The organism is Pseudonocardia lutea, assembly GCF_042658055.1.
Taxonomy (GTDB): Bacteria; Actinomycetota; Actinomycetes; order Mycobacteriales; family Pseudonocardiaceae; genus Pseudonocardia; species Pseudonocardia lutea.
The window spans coordinates 157772-176674 of the sequence record NZ_JBHSQK010000011.1 but is presented as its reverse complement, the minus strand read 5'-3'; the positions used below and the strand labels follow the sequence as shown (position 1 = coordinate 176674).

Genomic DNA, 18903 nt, shown 5'->3' with positions numbered 1-18903 from the left:
ATCAACGCACCCGCCGGCCGGTCTCCGCGCAGCTGTACCCGCCGAGGGCCTCGACCGCGGCCCTGAAGTCCTCGCGGTCCAGCAGCGCCCACAGCGGTGCGGTCAGCGGGTCGGACAGCGCGTCCGTCCGCACGACCAGGTCGTAGGGCTCCTCCGCCACCGGGACGAAGTCCAGCCCGAACGCCCGTGCGGCCGCCAGGATGCCCAGCCCGGCGTCGACGCGCCCGGCGGCCACCGCGGCGGCCACGGCGAGGTGCGTGTGCTCCTCCCGCGAGTAGCCCGACACCGCCGCCGGGTCGATGCCGTGCCCGGCCAGCTGCTGGTCGAGCAGGACCCGGGTGCCCGCGCCGCGCTGCCGGTTGACGTACCGCAGGCCCGGGCGGGTCAGGTCCGCGATCCCCCGGATCGCCAGCGGGTTGCCCGGCGCCACGATCAGGCCCTGCTCGCGGTGGACCAGCCGGATCACGGCCACGTCGGTCTCCGGGCCGAGCAGCCGGTCGAGGTAGGGCAGCGTGTACTCGCCGGTCGCGGGATCCAGCAGGTGCGAGCCGGCGAGGTGGCACAGCCCGTCGCGCAGCGCGACGAGCCCGCCGAGCGAGCCGACGTTCGACGAGGCCAGCGTGATCAACGGGTCCGCGGCGCGCAGCCGGGAGGCGGCCAGGTCGAGCACGAGATCGTGGGAGCCGATCACCACCATGGTCCGGTCGATCTCGCCCGGCCCCCGCAGCAGCTCGACGCGCACCCGCTCCCCGGCGTGGTGACCCTCGACCCCCGAGGGCACCATCAGCAGGCCGTCGGCGCGCACCAGCGAGGTGAGCACCCCGGCGCCGCGCGGCAGCGGGGTGGCCACGATCTCGCCCCGGACCCGGCCCAGCCGGACCCGCACCCAGTCGTCCATGCCGATCGCGCTGGGCAGCTTGCGGGCCAGCCGCGCGGTCGTCGTCGGGCGTTCGGCCGGGGCGGCCCCCTCCAGCCCGGCCAGCATCGGCGCGGCGAAGATCTCGAAGGTGAGCGCGGCGGAGACGGGGTAGCCGGGCGCCCCGAGCACGGGTGTCGCGGGCTCGCCGGCGACCGTGCCCAGCACCACCGGGTGGCCCGGCCGCACCGCGACGCCGTGCACCGCCAGCGTGCCCGCCTCCGCCACGACCCGTGCGGTGTAGTCGTCGCGGCCCGCGCTCGACCCGGCGATCAGGACGACCAGGTCGGCGTCGCCCGCGGCGGCGCGCAGCGCGGCGCCGATCTCGGCCGGGTCGTCGCGCACGATCTCGGTCACCCGCGCCGTGCACCCGATCTCGCGCGCCTGGGCCGCGAGCATGAGCGAGTTGGTGTCGAGGATCTCCCCGGGCGCGGGCTCGGTGCCGATCGGCCGGATCTCGTCCCCGGTGGGCACGACGACCACGACCGGCGCGCGCCGGACGTCGAGCTCGGTCACCCCCGCGGCGGCACAGGCGGCGACGTCCACGGCGCGGAGCCGGTGGCCCTCCGGGAGCAGCAGCTCGGCGGCGCTGATGTCCTCGCCGATCGAGCGGACGTGCTGGTAGGGCGCCACCGCCGCGCGCAGCTCGGCGCCCCCGTCGGCGGTGCGGTGCACGTTCTCCCGCATGACGACGGCGTCGTAGCCGGCGGGCAGCGGGTCGCCGGTGTCCACCACCTCGAACCGGTCCGGGTCGAGCACGACCGGGGTCGTCTCGGCCGCGCCGACGGTGTCGTCCGCGCGGACCGCGATGCCGTCCATGGCCGCGGAGTCGAAGGCGGGCGACGAGCGCCGCGCCCAGACCGGCTGCGCGGTCACCCGCCCGACGGCCTCGGCCACCCCGACCCGGACCACCTCGACGCGGGGCGGGCAGCCGGCGGCGGCGCGCGCCTCGGCCCAGGCGGCCAGCGCGAGGTCCGCGGGAACGTCCGAGAGATAGGGGCTGCGCGCGGTCATCGGTCCAGGATGCTCACCGGTAGAGCGTGACCTCGACCTCGGTCCCGGCGTCCAGCCCCGTCGCGGGTTCGGGCACGACGACGTACCCGTCCGCCCGGGTGAGCACCGACAGCAGGGCGGACGGCCCGAACAGCGGCTCGGCCGCCCTGCCGTCGGTGCCGTCGACGAGCCGCACCTGCACGACGTCCAGCCGGCCCGCGGCCGACGCCAGGTTCCGCGCCAGCCGCGCCCGCCGGGCGGGTTCGGGCGGCGGGTCCTCGCACCCGGCCAGCCGCCACACCAGCGGGACCCCGACCAGGCGGAAGACGACCAGCGCGGAGAGCGGGTTGCCGGGCAGCCCGAGCACCGGGACGCCCCCGCACTCCGCGAGCAGCGTCGGCTTGCCCGGCTTGATCGCCAGGCCGTGGCACCACACCGTGCCGAGCGCGGCCACCGCCCCGGCGGTCTCGTCCCGAGCCCCGACCGAGGACCCGGCCGAGATCACCACCAGGTCGGCGTCGACCAGCGCCTCCGTCAGCCGCTCCCGCAGCGCCCCCGGCTCGTCGGTCACGATCCCGGCCTGCACCGGCTCGCCGCCGGCGTCGGCGACCAGGCCGGCCAGGGCCGACGCGGTGGCGTCGCGCACCTGCCCGGCGGTGAGCTGCGCGGTGTCCGGGGGCACCACCTCGTCGCCGGTCGAGATGATCGCCACCCGCGGCCGGGCGTGCGCGGCGACGCTGGTGACCCCGGCCGCCGCGAGCATGCCGAGGTCGGGCGCGCGCAGGGGGCGCCCGGCGGGGACCAGGGCCGTACCGGCGGCGACGTCCTCGTCGGCCCGCACCACCCCGCCGCCGGGCGCGACGGGCCGGGTCACCTCGACACAGCCCGGCAGGGTCTCGGCGGTGAACTCGACCATCACGACGGCGTCCGCCCCCTCGGGCAGCACCCCGCCGGTGGGCACGGCGACACAGCCGCCGGGTCGCACCGCCACCTCCGGCGCGGCCCCCATCCGCACCGCCCCGAGCAGGTCGAGGTAGCTCGGCAGGCCGTCGGAGGCGCCGTAGGTGTCCGCGGCCCGCACCGCGTACCCGTCGACGGTGGAGCGTGCGAAGCCGGGCAGCGGGGCCGGGGCGACGACGTCCTCGGCCGGCACCCGGTGCAGCGCGGCCGCGAGCCCCACCGACTCGGCCTTGGTCCGCCGGGCGGGCCGGAACTCCGCCAGGGCCTCCGCCACCGTGCGGGCGGTGAAGAACTCCCGGCCGCTCACCGGTCCGGCTGTCCCGTCTCCCCTTCCGGCCGGGGTTGGTCGCGGGCCGCCGCGCCGCCCTTGTCCAGGCCCAGGACCGACACCACCGGGCCGAGCGCCACCTGCCCCAGCCCGCAGATCGAGGTCTTGCGCATGGCCTCCTCGAGCCGCAGCAGCTCGGCGCGGCGGCCCTCGTCGAGCGGCGCGCCGGCGTCGAGCACCTCCCGCAGCAGCCCGTGCGCCTTCGTCGACCCGACCCGGCACGGCACGCACTTGCCGCACGACTCGTTGCGGAAGAAGCGCAGCACGTTGGTCGAGGCGGCGAGCAGGTCCGTGCCCTCGGCGAGCACCACCAGCGCCCCGGAGCCGAGCATCGTGCCGGCCTCGGCGAGCGGCCCGAAGTCCAGCGCCAGGTCGAGCCGGTCCGGCCCGATGAAGTTCGACGACGCCCCGCCGGGCTGGACCGCCCCGACCCGGACCCCGTCGCGGACACCGCCGGCCTGCTCGATCAGCTCACGGACGGTGGTCCCCATCGGCACGCAGTACACCCCGGGCCGCGCGACGTGGCCGGAGACGGCGAAGAACTTCCAGCCGACGGACTCCCCCACGCCCTGCTCGGCCCACCAGTCCGCGCCGCGCTGCAGGATCACCGGGACATCCGCGAAGGTCTCCACGGAGTTCATCAGGGTGGGCCGGCCGTGCAGCCCGTAGTTGCCGGGGAAGGGCGGCTTGTTGCGCGGCTCCCCGCGATGGCCCTCCATGCACTCCAGCAGGGCCGTCTCCTCGCCGAGGATGTAGCCGCCGGGCGAGACGAACACGTCGAGCTGCAGCCGCCGGCCACTGCCGCAGGCGTCCGGGCCGATCACCCCGGCCTCGCGCAACGCCTCGATCTCCGCGCGCAGCACGTGCTCCTCGGGGCCGTACTCGTGCCGGATGAACACCCAGCCCTGCTCGGCCCCGACCACGGCCATGCCCAGCAGCAACCCCTCCAGCACCAGGTGCGGCTGGTCGGCCAGGATCTGCCGGTCCTTGAACGTGCCCGGCTCGGACTCGTCGGCGTTGCAGATCGCGTAGGTCACCCCGCCCGGCTCGGCGCCACGGACCAGCTCCCACTTCTTGCCGGTGGGGAACCCGGCGCCGCCCATACCGCGCAGCCCGGAGGCCGACAGCGTGGCCACGACCTCGTCCGGGTCGAGCTCGCCGGCCAGCAGCGCCCGCAGGGACCGGTAGCGCTCCGCCACACCCGAGCCGGCCGGGTACGGGTCGTTGGGCCACGGCCCGCGGCGGCCCGACGGCGTCGGCGCGGCCCGGCCGACCCCGGTCGACCGGGCGGCCGCGACCAGCCCGTCGACCTCCGACACCGGCCCGGGCCGCTCGTTGACGGCGGCGGCCGGGGCGACGTCGCACCGGCCCAGGCAGGAGACCTCGACCAGCTCGACGTCGGCCGCCTCGCCGAAGCGTTCGCGCAGCTCCGCGAGGCGTTCCTCGCCGCCGGCCAGCCAGCAGGACAGGTCGTGGCAGACGTGCAGCGCCACGGCGGTGGGCGGCGTGGTGCGGAAGTGCGGGTAGAAGGAGATCAGGCCCTCGATCTCGTACCGCGGGCGCCGCACCTCCCGCGCCAGCTCCTCGAGCTCCGCCCGCGGCAGCCACCCGAGCCGCGCCTGGATGGCGTTGAGCGCGGGGATCAGGGAGGGCCCGGGGAACTTGCCCGCCCGGGCCTCCACCCCCGGTACCCGACGCGCGCGGGCCGCCGACGCCCGCTCCGAGCCGACCGTCATGCGCGCACTCCCACCGGCTCGACCTCCACGGCGCAGAACTTGAACTCCGGGATCTTGCCGAACGGGTCGATCTCGTCGATCGTCAGCAGGTTCGCCGCGGCCTCCCGGAAGTGGAACGGGATGAAGCAGTTGCCCAGCTGCTCGCGGTGCGAGATCCGCACCTGCAGCTCGATCACGCCGCGCCGGGACCGCACCCGGCACAGCTCCCCGTGCGCCAGCCCCCGGTCCGCCGCGTCCTTCGGGTGCAGGTACACCTCGGCGACGGGCGAGATGGTGTCGAGCGCGAACGAGCGGCGCGTCATCGAGCCGGTGTGCCAGTGCTCGAGCAGGCGGCCCGTGTTGAGCACCAGCGGGTACTCCGCGTCGGGCAGCTCCTTCGCCGGCAGCCACTCGGCCGGGACCAGGTGGGCCAGGCCGTCGTCGGTGTTGAAGCGCTCGTCGAACATGACGATCGTGCCGTCGGTGTGCTCGGGGTCGGCGTTCGGGTAGAGCTTGCCGGAGAGCCCGAGGTTGTCGTGGCGCAGGTTCGCGTAGGAGGGCATCAGGGCGACCATCTCGTCGAACACCTCGCTCGGCGAGGAGTACGCCCAGTCCAGGCCGATCCGGTTCGCCAGGTCCTGGATGACCTCCCAGTCCACCCGCGCCTGCCCCGGCGGGTCGAGCACCTTGCGGCCGAGCTGCACCCGGCGGTCGGTGTTGGTGTAGGTGCCGTCCTTCTCCAGGTACGACGACGCGGGCAGCACGACGTCGGCGAACTCGGCGGTCTCGGTGAGGAAGATGTCCTGCACGACCAGGAAGTCCAGCGCGGCCAGCGCCTTGCGCACCTTGTTGATGTTGGGGTCGGACAGGAACGGGTTCTCGCCGAGCATGTACATGCCCCGCACCCCGCCCGGCTCGAGCACCGAGCCGATGATCTCGGTGACCGTCAGGCCACGGTTCGGGTCGAGCTCCGTGCCCCACGCCTCCTCGAACCGGCGGCGCGGGCCGTCCTTGTCCACGCCCTGGTAGTCCGGATAGAACATCGGGATCAGGCCGGCGTCCGAGGCGCCCTGCACGTTGTTCTGCCCCCGCAGCGGGTGCAGGCCGGTGCCCGGGCGCCCGACGTTCCCGGTGATCGAGCACAGCGCGATGAGGCAGCGGGCGTTGTCCGTGCCCGTGGTGTGCTGGGAGATGCCCATCCCCCAGTAGACGACCGCGGCGCCCGCCTCGCCCCACACCCGCGCGACCTCGCGGATCAGGTCCGCGTCCACGCCGGTGATCTGCGCGGCCCGCTCGGGCGGGTAGTCCGCGACCGTCCGGGCCAGCTCCTCGTAGTTGGTGACCCGGGCGGCGACGAACTCCCGGTCGATCAGCCCGAGCCGGATCACCTCGTGCATGAGCGCGTTGTAGAACGCGACGTCCGTGCCCGGCTTGACCTGGCAGTGGTAGTCCGCGTGCTCGGCCACCGTGCTCGCCCGCGGGTCGACGTAGACGATCTTCGTGCCGCGCCGCCGGGCCTGCTTGAAGAACGAGCTGGCCACCGGGTGGTTGGCCGTCGGGTTGGAGCCGGTGATGATCACGACGTCGGCGTTGGCGACGTCGCCGTAGGTGGTCGACACCGCGCCGGAGCCGACGCCCTCGAACAGCGCGGCGACCGAGGAGGCGTGGCACAGCCGGGTGCAGTGGTCGACGTTGTTCGTGCCGAACCCGGCCCGGATCAGCTTCTGGAAGAGGTAGGCCTCCTCGTTGGAGCACTTCGCCGAGCCGAAGCCGGCGATCGCGCCGGGCCCGCCGCGGGCGTGGATCTCCTTCAGCCGGGTGGCGACGAGGTCGAGGGCCTCCTCCCAGGTCGCCTCGCGGAAGTGCGGCAGCACCTCGTCGTAGTCGACCAGCCCGCCGGGCTTGCGCTTCCGGTCCCGGCGGTTCTTGCTGAGGGGCTCACCCCGGCCGCCGCCGCTGCGGCTCCCGCCGGCTCCCGCGCGGCCCCGGTCGTTCCCGGCACCGTCCGCCGCGTCGCCGCGCACGTCGGCGGACAGCGGGCCCTTCGGGTACGACGAGTCCTTGCGGATCAACGGCACGGTGAGCCGCTGCGGGGAGGCGGCGTAGTCCCAGCCGTAGCGGCCCTTGACGCACAACCGGCTCTGCGAGCCCGGCTGGTCGCGTCCCTCCGCGAACGCGATCGCCCCCCGCTCCCGGTCGACGTGGTAGGTCAGCGCACACCCGACGCCGCAGTACGGGCAGACGGTGTGCACGGAGTCGAGCTCCTCGCGCGGGCGGATCGGGATGCCGTTGATCGCCTTGTTGGTGATCGCCCCGGTGGGGCAGGCCTGCACGCACTCGCCGCAGGTCACGCAGGAGCTCGCGCCCATGGGGTCGTTCAGGTCGAACGCGATCCGGGTGGAGTGGCCCTTGCCGGACCGGCCGATGACGTCGTTGCCCTGGATGTCGTCGCAGGCCCGGACGCAGCGGTCGCAGAGGATGCAGGCGTCGTGGTCGACGGCGATCACCGGGTTCGACGTGTCCGTGCCGCGGCCGGACCCGCACGGCAGGCCGGTGGTCTCCCGGGCGACGCCGTACCGGTCGGCCAGGGCCAGCAGCAGGTTGTCCCCGGTCGTCGTCTGCTTCGGGTCCTCGGCCCGCGGGGGTTGGTCGGAGAGCAGCAGCTCGGTCAGCGTGGCCCGGTTGCGCTCGAGCTCGGGGGTGGAGGTCGTGATCTCCATGCCGTCCTCGCACGGGCGCACGCAGGCCGCCGCGAAGGCCCGCCCGCCGGTGTCGACCACGCACATCCGGCACACGCCGACCGGGTCGTAGCGCTCGTCGTGACACAGCACGGGGATCTCGACACCGACCTGCCGGGCCGCGTCGTAGATGGTCGTGCCCTCGGGCACCTGGACGGTGCGGCCGTCGATCTCGGCCGTGACGGTCCGCGTGGTCGCGACCGGTTCCTGCACAGCGGTCATCTCTCGCCCTCGCCGTTGAGAGTCGTGACCCGCACCACCCTAACCGAGCGCGGCGGCGGGGAGGAGCCGCGGCTCGGCTCTCCAGCAGGCTCAGCTCTCCAGCAGCAGATCCGGGAGGTCCTCCGGCCGGACGCGACCGGCCTCGTCGAGGCCCCGCCCGGCGTAGTAGCCCGCGATCATGCCCTGCAGCCGGTCGGCGGTCAGCGTGGCGGTGCGCCCCGAGCCCAGCGCCAGCGGGGTGTCCAGCAGGCGGGCCGGCAGCCGGTCGTCCGCCGCGCTCGCGCCCTCCCGGAGGTTGAACGCCCGCTTGGCCCGCACGATCCGCCGCGCCGCCGCCCCCAGCTCCTCGCCCGTGACGTCCCACCCGGTCACCGCGGCGAGCAGCGCGGCCCACTCGGCGAAGGGGTCGGTGAACACCCCGCGCAGGAACTTGCAGAGGATCATCGAGTCCATGACCGCAGCCCGGTCCTCGGTGCCGATCGCGGCCGCGACGTGGGCCGCGCCGCCGGCGAGCCGGTCCAGCTCCCCGGACAGGTCCGCCTCGTACGCGCCGGAGCGGTTGTGGTCGGCGCCCCGCGCGTTCACGGCCAGGCCCAGCGCCATCGCCTGCAGGGTCCGCGGCTCGTAGCCGGGCAGCTCCAGCCCCTTGACCTGCGGGGCGAAGTCGATCGAGCCATGGCCGACGACCTCCGCCGCGCGCCGAGAGCCCCGGGCCAGCAGCTCCCCCAGGCCCGGCTCCGCGGCGCCGATCGCGTCGAGCGCCCGCAGCAGCGCCGACCCGTCGCCGAACCGCAGCCAGGGCGCGTCGAGCAGGCCACGCTCCACGCACTCCATCGCCCAGGCGATCGTGCCGCCGGCGGAGATGGTGTCGATCCCCAGCTCGTCGCAGCGGGCGCTGGCCGCGAACACGTCGTCCGGGTCGGACACCCCGCACAGCGGGCCGAGCGCGAACACGTTCTCGTACTCCATGCGCTGCCGGCCGCCGCCCTTGCGCGAGTAGATGTGCTCGCAGCCGATGGAGCAGGACGCGCAGCTGTTGCGGGCCACCCCGCGCAGCTCGTGCAGCTCCTCCGCGGCGAGCCTCGGCGCCCCCTCGAAGGTAGCCGCGGTGAAGTTGCGGGTCGGCAGGGTGCTGACGGCGTTGAACGCCAGCAGGTTGGCCAGCGTACCGAGCTCCCGGTACTTGGCCGTCGCCGGGCCGAAGCTGCGTTCCCGCAGGTCGCGGGCCGCGCCCAGCACCGCGGCCTGGTCGGCCACGCCGACCCGGGTCGCGGCGCGCACCAGCACGGCCTTGACGTTCTTGGCCCCGAGCACGGCGCCGAGCCCGCCCCGGCCGGCGTGCCGGCCGTCGTGGCTGATCGTGGCGTAGCGGACGCCGCGTTCCCCGGCCGGGCCGATCGCGGCGGTGTTCCAGCCGCGGCCGAACCGGGCGCGCAGCCGCGCCTCGGCCTCGGCCGCGGGCAGCCCGGCCAGATCGGGTGCGGGTTCGAGCCGGGCCCCGGGGCCGTCGACCAGGACGACGGACAGCTCCTCGGCGCGCCCGCGGAGCACGATCGCGTCGTGCCCGGTGAGCTTGCCGGCGATCGCGAACCGGCTCGACGCCAGCGCGTCGGTGAGCAGGCCGGTCAACGGCGACTTGGCCACCACGGCGAACTTCGCGCTGGTGGTGAGGGGAGTGCCGACGAGCGGCGAGAACACGAAGGCCAGGGGCGCCTCCGGGCCGAGCGGGTCCACGCGGGGCGGCGCGAGGCGGTGCAGCAGCCAGGTCCCCAGGCCGACGCCGCCGAGGTACGAGCGCAGCACCTTCTCGTCGAGGTCGACCGGCCTGCTGCGCGCGGCCCGGCCGTCGATCTCGACGAGCAGGGCCCGCCCGAAGTACCCGCCCGGCGTCACACCACGACTGTAGGCGCGGCCACACCGGGTGCGCAGTCAGCCGCCGGCGTCCGCGGACAGGAAGGCGACCTCGTCCCCGCGCACGAGCGGGAGCTGCGGGTCCCGGCTGATCCGGTCGCCGTTCAGCGCCGCGATGACGTGCCGGCCCAGCGTCAGTCCCAGCCCGTCCGCCGCCTCCCCGAGCGTGGCCGCCGCGACGGACCGGCGGCCGCGCCGCCCCGCCGCCGCGAGCGCGCCGAAGCACTCCACGGTGATCTCCGGACCCGGCCGGGCGCGGGCCTCCGCGTAGTCCTCGGGCGTGTTGACGTTGACCACCGAGTCCAGCTCGGGGTCCTGCGCGGCCAGCTCGGGGTCCGCGCGCAGCGCCTCGTCCGCGGGCAGGTCGGTCGCGCAGTGCCTCAGCAGCATGCCGGGGCGGAGGTCGCCCTCGGCGACGAGGCCGGTGATCAGGCCGGCCAGCGCGCTGCGGTACCCGGCGGCCAGGGGCTGGCGGTAGCCGCGGGCGACCGGGAGGACGAGATCGATCCCGGGATCGGCCAGCCCGCGCAGCACCCGCCGGACGAAGGCGGGATGCAGGAACGGCAGATCGGTCGAGCACACGAAGGCCACCGCGGCGCGGTCCGCCACCGCCGCCAGCCCGGCGGCGACCCCCTGCATCGGCCCGAGCCCCTCGCGCGGGTCCTCCACCACCTCGACGCCGCCGGGCAGCGGGGGCAGGTCCTGGCCGGGAGCCCGCACCACCACGACCGGGCCCTCCACCGTGCGTCCCAGCAGGGCGGCGGTGCGGTAGAGCAGCGTGGAACCGTGCCACTCCAGCGCGGCCTTCGGCCGGCCCATCCGGGTCGAGCGGCCCCCCGCGAGCACCACCCCCGCCGCGGTCTCCACGGGGTGAGGCTAGCCCGGGCGACGGTGCGGCGGCACGAGGTCCTGCGGCACCCAGCCGCTCAGACGGCGTCGCGCATCTCGGCGAGCGGGATCACCTGCGCGGTCGCGGGTCGGCGGTGCGTCCAGCGAGTTCGGGTGCGAACGGGCCGGGACGCACGAGCGTCCCGGCCCGTCCCGGCACCATCCCGTCGCCGTCCCCTGGCCCGGCTACCGGGCGGCCGCGGCCTGCGTGTCGGTCAGCCCGCCGCCGGTCCACTCCCACATGGTCCAGCGGTAGCTCCCGTCCTCCTCGACCTCGTACTCGATCACGTTCGCGACCTCGCCGAGTCGCCCGAGCTTCTCCGAGCTCGTCCGTGCGGTGCCGAAGACCCCGTAGCTGGCCTTGAACCCGGGACCGGTCGGCCGGCCGACGCCACCACCGACCCAGTCGACGACGTCACCGCCCGGCGACATCATCAGGACGTGGCCCTCCCCGTAGAGGACACCGCCGGGTCGGATCGTCTGCCGGTACGTGCCGGTGTCCGTGATCTCCTGCCCCAGCAGGTTCCCGCGGCCCTGGAAGGACACCTCGATCCAGACCTGCTCCCCCTCCGAGGGGAGGATGCGGACGCCGGTGATCTTCCCTGCGGACTCGCCCAGCCGGTCACCCAACATCGACGTGCACCTCCTCGTGCTGCGCCCGGTGCCCCGGTCGGTCGGCCGGGGCACCGGACAGGGTGGGCGCGTCGGGAGCGGGTTCCCATACGGAGAGGTACGTACGTCCGGCCCTCCTCAGTCCGCGGGCCAGCGCGGCTGCGCGGCGCCCTGCTGCCGAGGGCGGTCGGCGTCCTGGCCCTGGTGCTGGCCGGGGTCTCGCTCGTCGCCACCCCGGCGATCGGCCTGCCCTCCAGCAGCTCGCTGGTCTTCCCGCTCTTCGCGCTGGTCGCCGGGATCGCGGCCCTGGCGCGCCGGCGCTGACGCCCGGCCCCCGATTCGTGCTCCACGAGGGCGGCGCGGGCCCTTATCGTGCCCATCGTGCCCCCGCCGTCGGCCGAGACACCCGCCGCCGGTCCCGCGGCGGGCGGGTGGAGCTGGGCGCGTGACCTCCTCCGGCTGCGTGCGGGCCGGTTCGCGTGGGCGGACGCGACCCGTGCCGGTGCCTGCGTGGGCGGGTCGGTCCTGGTCGGGTGGTGGCTCGGGGACGTCGAGGCCGGGCTGCTCGCCAGCCTCGGCGCCTTCACCTCGATGTACGGCAGCGGGCGGCCCTACCCGTACCGGGCCCGGCAGCTCGCGCTCATCGCCGTGGCCTTCGCGCTGGTCATGACCCTCGGCGGCCTGTCGGCGGGCGTGCCCTGGACGTCGGCCCTCGTGATCGCCGCGATCGCGATGGCCGCCACCTGGCTGTGCCAGGCGCTCAACACCGGGCCACCCGGCGCCTACCTCTTCGTGCTGGCCTGCGCGATGGCGACCGCCCTCTCGAGCAGCGGGCCGCCGTGGCGGACCGGGCTCCTGGTCCTCGCCGGCGGGGTGCTGTCGTGGCTCGTGCACATGGCCGGGGCGCTCGTCCGCCCGCACGGACCGGAGACGGCCGCGGTGACCGCCCGCGCCGCGGCGGTCGCCCGGCTCCTCGAGGCCGAGGACACCGGACGGGCCGACGACACGAGGCAGTACGTGCACGACCGGGACGAGGCGGCCCGGGCGATGCACCACTGCTGGGTGCAACTGGCCGGCGGCCGCCCCCGCCCCGCCGACCCCGCGGACGTGCTCGCCCGCCTCCGGGCCGTCGCCCTGCGGCTGCACTGCCTGCTCGCCGAGGCGATGCGCGCCCACGACGAGGCCCGGCCCGTCCGTGCGGACACCCTCGCCCGCGCCCACGCCCTCGCCGGACAGGTGGCGGATCCGCCGCCCGCCCCGGGACCGTCGGGCCGGGACGACCTCCCGTGGGGGCGGCCCGGGCCGGTGCGGTCGGCGCGGCAGGTGCTCGCGCCGGGCTCACCGTGGCGGGTCGTCGTCCTCCGGGTCGGCGTGGCCGCCCTCGTCGCGGGCGCGGCCGGGTCGACCTTCGGCCTGGAGCACGCCTACTGGGTCACCGCCGCCGCCGTCCTCGTGCTCCACCAGGGCCTGGGCTGGGCCGGGACCGCCGAGCGGGCCGTGCAGCGGCTCGCCGGGACCTGGCTCGGCCTGGTGCTCACCGCCGTGATCCTGTCGGCGCAGCCCGCAGGCCTCGCACTGGTGCTGACCCTGACCGCGCTGCAGTTCGTCGTCCAGCTGACGATCTCCCGCAACTACGGCCTGGCCGTCGTGTTCGTGACCCCCCTCGCCCTGACCCTCGGCAGCGCGGGGCACCCGCCCGACCTCGGCACGCTCCTGCTCAGCCGGGGCCTCGACACACTGGTCGGCTGCGTGGTCGGCGTGCTCGCCTACCTGCTCGTCGCCCCCGGTCCGGCCGTCCCGCAGCCCCGGCGGGCCGTGGCCGACACGGTGCGGGCCGTGCGGCGCGTGCTCCCGTACGTGGCCGACGGCAGCACGACCGGCGCCGCGGCGCGCGAGGCGCGGGCCGAGCTGGACCGGCTCGCCCTCGCCCTGCCCGAGGTCTACGACAGCGGCGCCGGCGCGCTCACCGCCCGCCGGCGCGGCCTGGTCACGCGCTGGTGGCCGACCCTGGCCGCCGCCGAGCACCTGGCCTACCGGACCCTGTCGGCGTGCTGGCGGGTCGACGCGGCCGGCTCGGCCGCCGACCGCGCGGCGGTGGCCGCGGAGCTGGTGCCGGCCGGGCAGGTCGACCGGCTGACGGCGGAGATCGGCGACCTCGCCGACGCGCTCGACCAGGCCCGCCCGCCCGTCCCGGCGGTCGGTGCCCCGACGGCGGCCTTCCTCGATCCCGAGCTCGACGCCCTCCGGGAGGCCCTGCCCCGCGGAGGCGGGTGAGGGCCGGTGCGCTCAGCGGTCCGCGGCCGGAGGGCTGAGCAGCGTCACCTGCGTCCCCGCCCGGTCGGTCCCGACGGCGTCGACGGAGACCCCGAGCTCGCTCTGCCGGACATCCACCTCGTCCATCAGCTCGGTCATCCGGCGCAGGCCCGCGCCCTCGGAGTGGATCATGCCCAGCGGGTCCCAGGTGCCCTCGTCCTCCACGAGCACCCGCGTCCGGCGCCGACCGTCGACGGCCAGCACCCTGGCGTCGACCCGGACCGAGCCGCCGACCTCCAGCACACCGCCCCCGCCGAGCTCGACGGGCGGGTAGGCGTGCCGGATGGCGTTGACGACCGCCTCGAGGGTGGCCGAGACGATGGCCGACCGCTGCTCCGACGGCCAGCCCAGCACCTCCAGCCACTCGTGCAGCTCGGCACCGATCGCGCCCGCCGCCCAGGGTTCGCTCGGCAGGATCACCGCGAACCTTCGGTCCGCCTCGGTCCCGTCGTCCGGCGATCCGGTCTGCCCGAACATCGTCCGCACCCATCCGCTCGGCCACGGCGCGGCCCCCGGGACGACCGGCGGCACCACGCGCACTGAACGGGGCGCCTCTATCCCGTCGCCCGCCGTCCAAACCCCTCCCGGTGAGCCGTCACCGACCGCCCGCGCGGCCGGTCAGGGCGTGAGCTCGCCGACCGCGTCCCGGGCGGAGGCGGCGGCGGGCACGGTGACCGCGGCCCAGAACGCGCGGAGGGCGTCCTGGTCCATGTCGAGGGTGCGCAGCGCGGTCCACCGGCCGTCCTCGTCGAGGTCGAAGAGGTAGATCGCGCGGTTGTCGAAGACCTGGCCCTGGGCGACGCCGGTCTCCCGCACGACGGCGAGGACCCGGTCGTCCCAGCCGAGCGCGTCGAGGACCTCCTGGCCGAAGGGGCGCTCGTCGAACAGCGCGCAGAAGTCGGCGAAGAAGGCGTAGAACACCTCACGGCCGCGCTGCTCCCGCCACGGGCCCGCGCCGATGTCGTTGCTGTTGACGATGTCCTCGTGGGTGGCCTCGTAGGCGCCGGTCAGGTCCCCGGCCGCGATCGCGTCGAAGATCGCGCGGATGCGCCGGGCATTGGGGTGGTCACGTCGGTCCATGCCGGGGGACGCTAGGCACGCCGCGGGCCGGGAACATCTGCCGCGCGGCAGAGGCGCCGGGGCGCCCGGTGTGGCCGGCCTCGACGGCCCACGCCGCGAGCTCGACGCGGTTGGTCACGCCCAGCTTGGCGAAGACACTGCGCAGGTGGGTGCGGACCGTGCCGGCGGACACCAGCAGCCGGGAGCCGATCTCGGCGTTGGACCGGCCGGTCGCGACCAACTCGACGACCTGCAGTTCGGTGGGCGTGAGGCTCTCCCACCCGCTGCGCGGCCGGCCGCGTCGGCCGCGGCTGCGCAACGCGTACGCGACGGCGCCGCCCGCACCCAGCCGCGCACCCTCGGCCCACGCGCCGGCGGGGCCGCGTTCCGCCTCCGAGGGCGCGAGCAGCTGCGCCAACGGCGTGGGCGGCACGCCGAGGTCCTCGCGGAGCGCGGCGGCCGCGGCGTGCAGTCGCGCCGCCACCGGCGCCCGGCCCGCGTCCGACGCCGACGCCGCGACGCCGTCAACGCCCTCGGCGACCCGGGGTCGGAGCCCCAGGGAGTGCAGGAGGGCCAGGGCCTCGTGGACGGCCCCGCCGGCGTCGACCCCGAGGCATCGGCAGGCGGCCGCCTCGGTCAGCACCGCGGCCGCGCCGAGACCACGGTGCCCCAGCACGGCCGCCCGCTCGGCGCCGGTCCGCGCGGCCTCGCGCGCCCCGTCCGGGTCCTGCAGGCGCAGCCGGGCGACGGCGAGGAGCAGCGCGGCCTCGGCGGCCTGGTGCGGAAGCTGTCCGCCCGCGTCGAGGGCGGAGCGCGCGGCCTGCGCGGCGGCCTCCGGCGGGCCCGTCGAGGCGACGACGGCGGTGGCCAGGTGCCCGGTCTCCGCGCTGCCCAGTCCGGGGTGGGTGTGCAGGAAGAGCAGACCCTCCTCGAGCATCCGCGCCGCCTCGTCGCCCCGGCCCGTCGCGACCAGCGCGCGCAGCAGCGGGAGCAGTGCGCCCCCGGCACTGACCGGTTCGCCGACGGCCACCGCCAGCTCCCAGCCCCGCCGGCCGTGCGCCACAGCCTCGGGGTAGTGCCCGCACGACTCCGCCGCGTCGGCGCGGATCGCCGCGTCCCAGGCCCGCAGCTGCCCGTGGCCCAGGCGGTCGAGCACGGCGACCACACCGTCGGCACACCGGACGGCCTCGTCCGGCTGCCCACGGAACAAGTGGGTGTAGGCCCGGCACTGGACCGCCTCCACCCGGCCCCATTCGTCGCCGGAGGTCGCGGCGGCCCCCGCGGCCTCGGACAGCACCGGTTCCGCGGCGGCGGGATCGGCGAAGGCCTGGACCATCCCGATCAGGATCAGGGAGCGGGCGCGGATGCGGGGGTCGTCGGCCTCCGCCGCCCGGCCCGCCACCGTCAGACTGGTCCCCATGTCTCCCGAGTAGAACGCCAGGAACGCGTGTGCCCAGGCGAGCCCGGGCGGGACCGGGTCGAGCACCGCCGCGAGCCGCTGCACCAGACCCAGTCCCTCGCCGCAGCGCCCCCGCAGCGACCAGCCGAACGCCAGGTCCTCGGCCACCGCCGCCGCGGCCGCCGGATCACCGGCGGGCTCGAGCGCGCCCTCGAGCGCACACCGCAGCGCGGCATCGGCGAGGTCGACGCGGCGCACCGCGGTCTGGTCGCCGTGCTCCAGACCGTCCCGGACCTCCCGCGCGAAGGTCCCCGCCCACCCCAGCAGTCGCCGCCGGGCGGCGTCGGCCTCGCCGGGGCGGCGGTGGGCGGCGGCGTACTCGCGGACGGTGTCCAGCAGCCGGTACCGCCCGTCCACCGGGTCGAACCGGACCAGGGAGTGATCGACCAGTTCCTCCAGCGCGGCCCGGTCGGCCACGGCGGTCGCGGCCGCCAGCGGGAACCGGCCCTCCAGCACCGACAACGCCCGCAACGCCGACCGGGCGCGGTCCCCGACCAGGCCGACGCTCCAGTCCAGCGACACGGCGAGCGACCGGTGCCGGCCGACGCCCGCGGCGTCGGGCCGGGCCAGGAAGCCGATCCGATCGGCCATCCCGTCCCGGATCCCCTCCAACGGCAACGCCCGGGCGTGCGCGGCGGCCAGCTCGATCGCCAGCGGCAGGCCGTCGGCCAGGGTGCAGATCTCGACGGCGACGGCCTCCGTACCGGGTCCGGCGGGCAGGCCGGGCTGCACGCGCCGGGCCCGGTCGAGCAGCAGCACCACGCCGCTCCCATCGGGGTCCAGGCCGGTCAGGGGCAGCACGGCCTCCCCGTCGACGCCCAGGCTCACCCGGCTCGTGGCGATCACCCGCAGTGCCGCGCACCTTCCCAGGAGGGCGCCGACGAGCGCGGCCACCTCCCGGCGCAGGTGCTCACAGGTGTCCAGCACGAGGAGCCCGGCCGCGCCGGACAGCCGGTCGCCCAGCACCTCGAGCGGCGCGCGGCCCGGCTCCTCCCGCAGGCCGCACGCGGCCAGCACGGCGAGGGCGAGATCGGCGTGCCGGCCGACCGCGGACAGCTCCACGAAGCCGTGCAGCGGCCGCCCGCGGACCGCCTCCAGGACCAGCCGGGTCTTGCCGCAGCCGCCCGGCCCGGTCACCGTGACCAGCCGCGCGCCAACGGTGAGCCCGGCCAGGGCCTCGAGCTCCTCGGTCCGCCCGACGAACGAGGACACCGCCGCGGGCACCTCGGCACCGGTCACGGTCCCTCCTCCCGCCGCGTCGCGCGCGTCGCCGCCGGAGGAGTGACCCTACGGACCCGGCGACGCGGGCGCGGCCCGTTGTGGCCGGTATGCGCCGGCCGTCACGTCCGCGCCGGTCACCAGGGACGTCAGTAGGCCCGGCCGATCAGCACGGTGTGCGCCGCGGGCAGGCCCGTGACGAGACAGGTGGGCGCCGGCGGGTCGGCGTCGACGAGGCAGCGGATCGTCGCGCCGGTGCGCTCGCGGAGGATCCGCTCCGACTCCTCGGTGCCGGACCAGGCGGCGAGGAACAGCCCGCCGTCCGCGACGCGCCGGGCGAACTCGTCGAGGTCCGTGACGGGGACGGTGTGCTCCTCCCGGAAGCGGCGCGACGCCGCGAACAGGGCCCGTTGGATCTCGTCGAGGAGCGCGGCGGCGGCGCGGGCGGCACCGTCGAGCGGGACGGCGCTCTTGCTGCGGTCGTCGCGACGGACCAGGGTGGCCCGCCCGCTCGTCAGCTCCCGCGCGCCCAGCTCGATCCGGACGGGCACGCCCTTGAGCTCCCAGTCGACGCTCCGGCGTCCGAACGACGTGTGGGTGCGGGCGTCGAGGTGGGTGCGGACCCCGAGGCCACTCAGCTCCGCCTCGAGGTGACGCGCCGCGTCGGCGGTCCCCTGCTGCGCGTCGATCTGCAGGATCACCACCTGGTGCGGCGCGACCGCCGGGGGCAGGCGCAGCCCGTGGTCGTCGCCGTGCACCATGATCATCCCGCCGATCATGCGAGTGGAGGTGCCCCACGAGGTGGTGGCGGCGTGGCGACTCACCCCGTCGGCGTCGGAGTACCGGATGTCGAAGGCGCGCGCGAAGTTGTGGCCCAGGTTGTGGCTGGTCCCCATCTGCAGCGCCTTGCCGTCGCGCATCAGCGCCTCGCAGGTGAAGGTCTGGTCGGCGCCGGCGAAGCGCTCGCCCGCGGACTTCTCCCCCACCGCGACCGAGATCGCGAGCGTCTCCTCCATGAACCGGCGGTAGACCTCCAGCATGCGCCGGGTCTCCTCGACCGCCTCGGCGTAGGTCGCGTGGACCGTGTGGCCCTCCTGCCACAGGAACTCGGTCGTGCGCAGGAACAGCCGCGGCCGCAGCTCCCACCGCACCACGTTGTTCCAGAGGTTGAGCATCAACGGCAGGTCCCGGTGGGACTGGACCCACCGGGCGAAGTAGTGGTTGACGACCGTCTCGGAGGTGGGGCGCACCACCAGCGGCTCGGCGAGCTGCTCCCCGCCGCCGTGCGTGACCACGGCCAGCTCCGGGGAGAAGCCCTCGACGTGCTGCTTCTCCTTCTCCAGGAAGCTCATGGGGACGAACAGGGGGAACGCGGCGTTGAGCGCGCCGGTCCCCTTGATCCGCCGGTCCATGTCGGCCTGGAGGAGCTCCCAGATCGCGTAGCCCCACGGTCGGACGACCATGCTCCCGCGCGCCGGGCCGTTCTCGGCCAGCTCGGCGCGGGCGACGACGTCCTGGTACCAGGCGGGGAAGTCCTCCGCCTGCGGGGTGAGCACGGCTCGGGTCACGGT

Annotated in this window: 12 protein-coding genes; 1 reads left to right on the top strand and 11 read right to left on the bottom strand. The window is 76.0% G+C overall.

Features of this window, described 5'->3' with window-relative positions:
* Position 1: 1 nt before the first annotated feature.
* The 7 genes from ACFQH9_RS07120 to ACFQH9_RS07090 all read right to left on the bottom strand — a co-directional run bounded on the left by ACFQH9_RS07120 (position 2) and on the right by ACFQH9_RS07090 (position 11304).
* Complete coding sequence (locus ACFQH9_RS07120) at positions 2-1930, bottom strand: molybdopterin biosynthesis protein (protein WP_379565100.1); 1929 nt, start codon at positions 1928-1930, stop codon at positions 2-4.
* Between the two features lie 13 nt (positions 1931-1943).
* A complete protein-coding gene (locus ACFQH9_RS07115; protein WP_379565099.1) occupies positions 1944-3176 on the bottom strand; it encodes a molybdopterin molybdotransferase MoeA in 1233 nt (410 codons plus the stop codon).
* Positions 3173-4933, bottom strand: coding sequence for an NAD(P)H-dependent oxidoreductase subunit E (locus ACFQH9_RS07110; RefSeq protein ID WP_379565098.1), 1761 nt, complete (start codon positions 4931-4933; stop codon positions 3173-3175). Before ACFQH9_RS07110 ends, ACFQH9_RS07115 begins: the two co-directional genes overlap by 4 nt.
* Positions 4930-7872 (bottom strand): formate dehydrogenase subunit alpha, encoded by a 2943-nt coding sequence (gene fdhF, locus ACFQH9_RS07105; protein WP_379565097.1) that lies wholly within the window; start codon positions 7870-7872, stop codon positions 4930-4932. The genes ACFQH9_RS07110 and fdhF overlap by 4 nt, the downstream gene beginning before the upstream one ends.
* A gap of 90 nt (positions 7873-7962) precedes the next feature.
* Positions 7963-9765: an aldehyde ferredoxin oxidoreductase family protein gene (locus ACFQH9_RS07100; RefSeq protein ID WP_379565096.1), complete on the bottom strand. Its 1803-nt coding sequence runs from the start codon at positions 9763-9765 to the stop codon at positions 7963-7965.
* Between the two features lie 36 nt (positions 9766-9801).
* Positions 9802-10650 (bottom strand): NTP transferase domain-containing protein, encoded by an 849-nt coding sequence (locus ACFQH9_RS07095; RefSeq protein ID WP_379565095.1) that lies wholly within the window; start codon positions 10648-10650, stop codon positions 9802-9804.
* Between the two features lie 207 nt (positions 10651-10857).
* Complete coding sequence (locus ACFQH9_RS07090) at positions 10858-11304, bottom strand: hypothetical protein (RefSeq protein WP_379565094.1); 447 nt, start codon at positions 11302-11304, stop codon at positions 10858-10860.
* A 360-nt stretch (positions 11305-11664) separates the two neighbouring features.
* Here ACFQH9_RS07090 and ACFQH9_RS07085 point away from each other — a divergent pair, with 360 nt between their 5' ends.
* The gene (locus ACFQH9_RS07085) at positions 11665-13557 is read left to right on the top strand and encodes an FUSC family protein (protein ID WP_379565093.1); all 1893 of its coding nucleotides are present in this window, start codon (positions 11665-11667) and stop codon (positions 13555-13557) included.
* 12 nt (positions 13558-13569) lie between these two features.
* Here the strand turns inward: ACFQH9_RS07085 and ACFQH9_RS07080 are convergent, their stop codons facing one another.
* The 4 genes from ACFQH9_RS07080 to proS form a co-directional block, all read right to left on the bottom strand.
* Entirely contained in the window at positions 13570-14073 is a 504-nt protein-coding gene (locus ACFQH9_RS07080) for an ATP-binding protein (RefSeq protein ID WP_379565092.1), read from the bottom strand.
* Between the two features lie 141 nt (positions 14074-14214).
* Positions 14215-14676, bottom strand: a complete 462-nt coding sequence (locus ACFQH9_RS07075) for a nuclear transport factor 2 family protein (protein ID WP_379565091.1) — start codon at positions 14674-14676, stop codon at positions 14215-14217.
* On the bottom strand, positions 14663-17353 hold the full coding sequence (locus ACFQH9_RS07070) for a LuxR C-terminal-related transcriptional regulator (RefSeq protein WP_379565090.1): 2691 nt from the start codon (positions 17351-17353) through the stop codon (positions 14663-14665). Before ACFQH9_RS07070 ends, ACFQH9_RS07075 begins: the two co-directional genes overlap by 14 nt.
* Positions 17354-17481: 128 nt before the next feature.
* Positions 17482-18900: a proline--tRNA ligase gene (gene proS, locus ACFQH9_RS07065; protein ID WP_379565089.1), complete on the bottom strand. Its 1419-nt coding sequence runs from the start codon at positions 18898-18900 to the stop codon at positions 17482-17484.
* Positions 18901-18903: the final 3 nt, after the last annotated feature.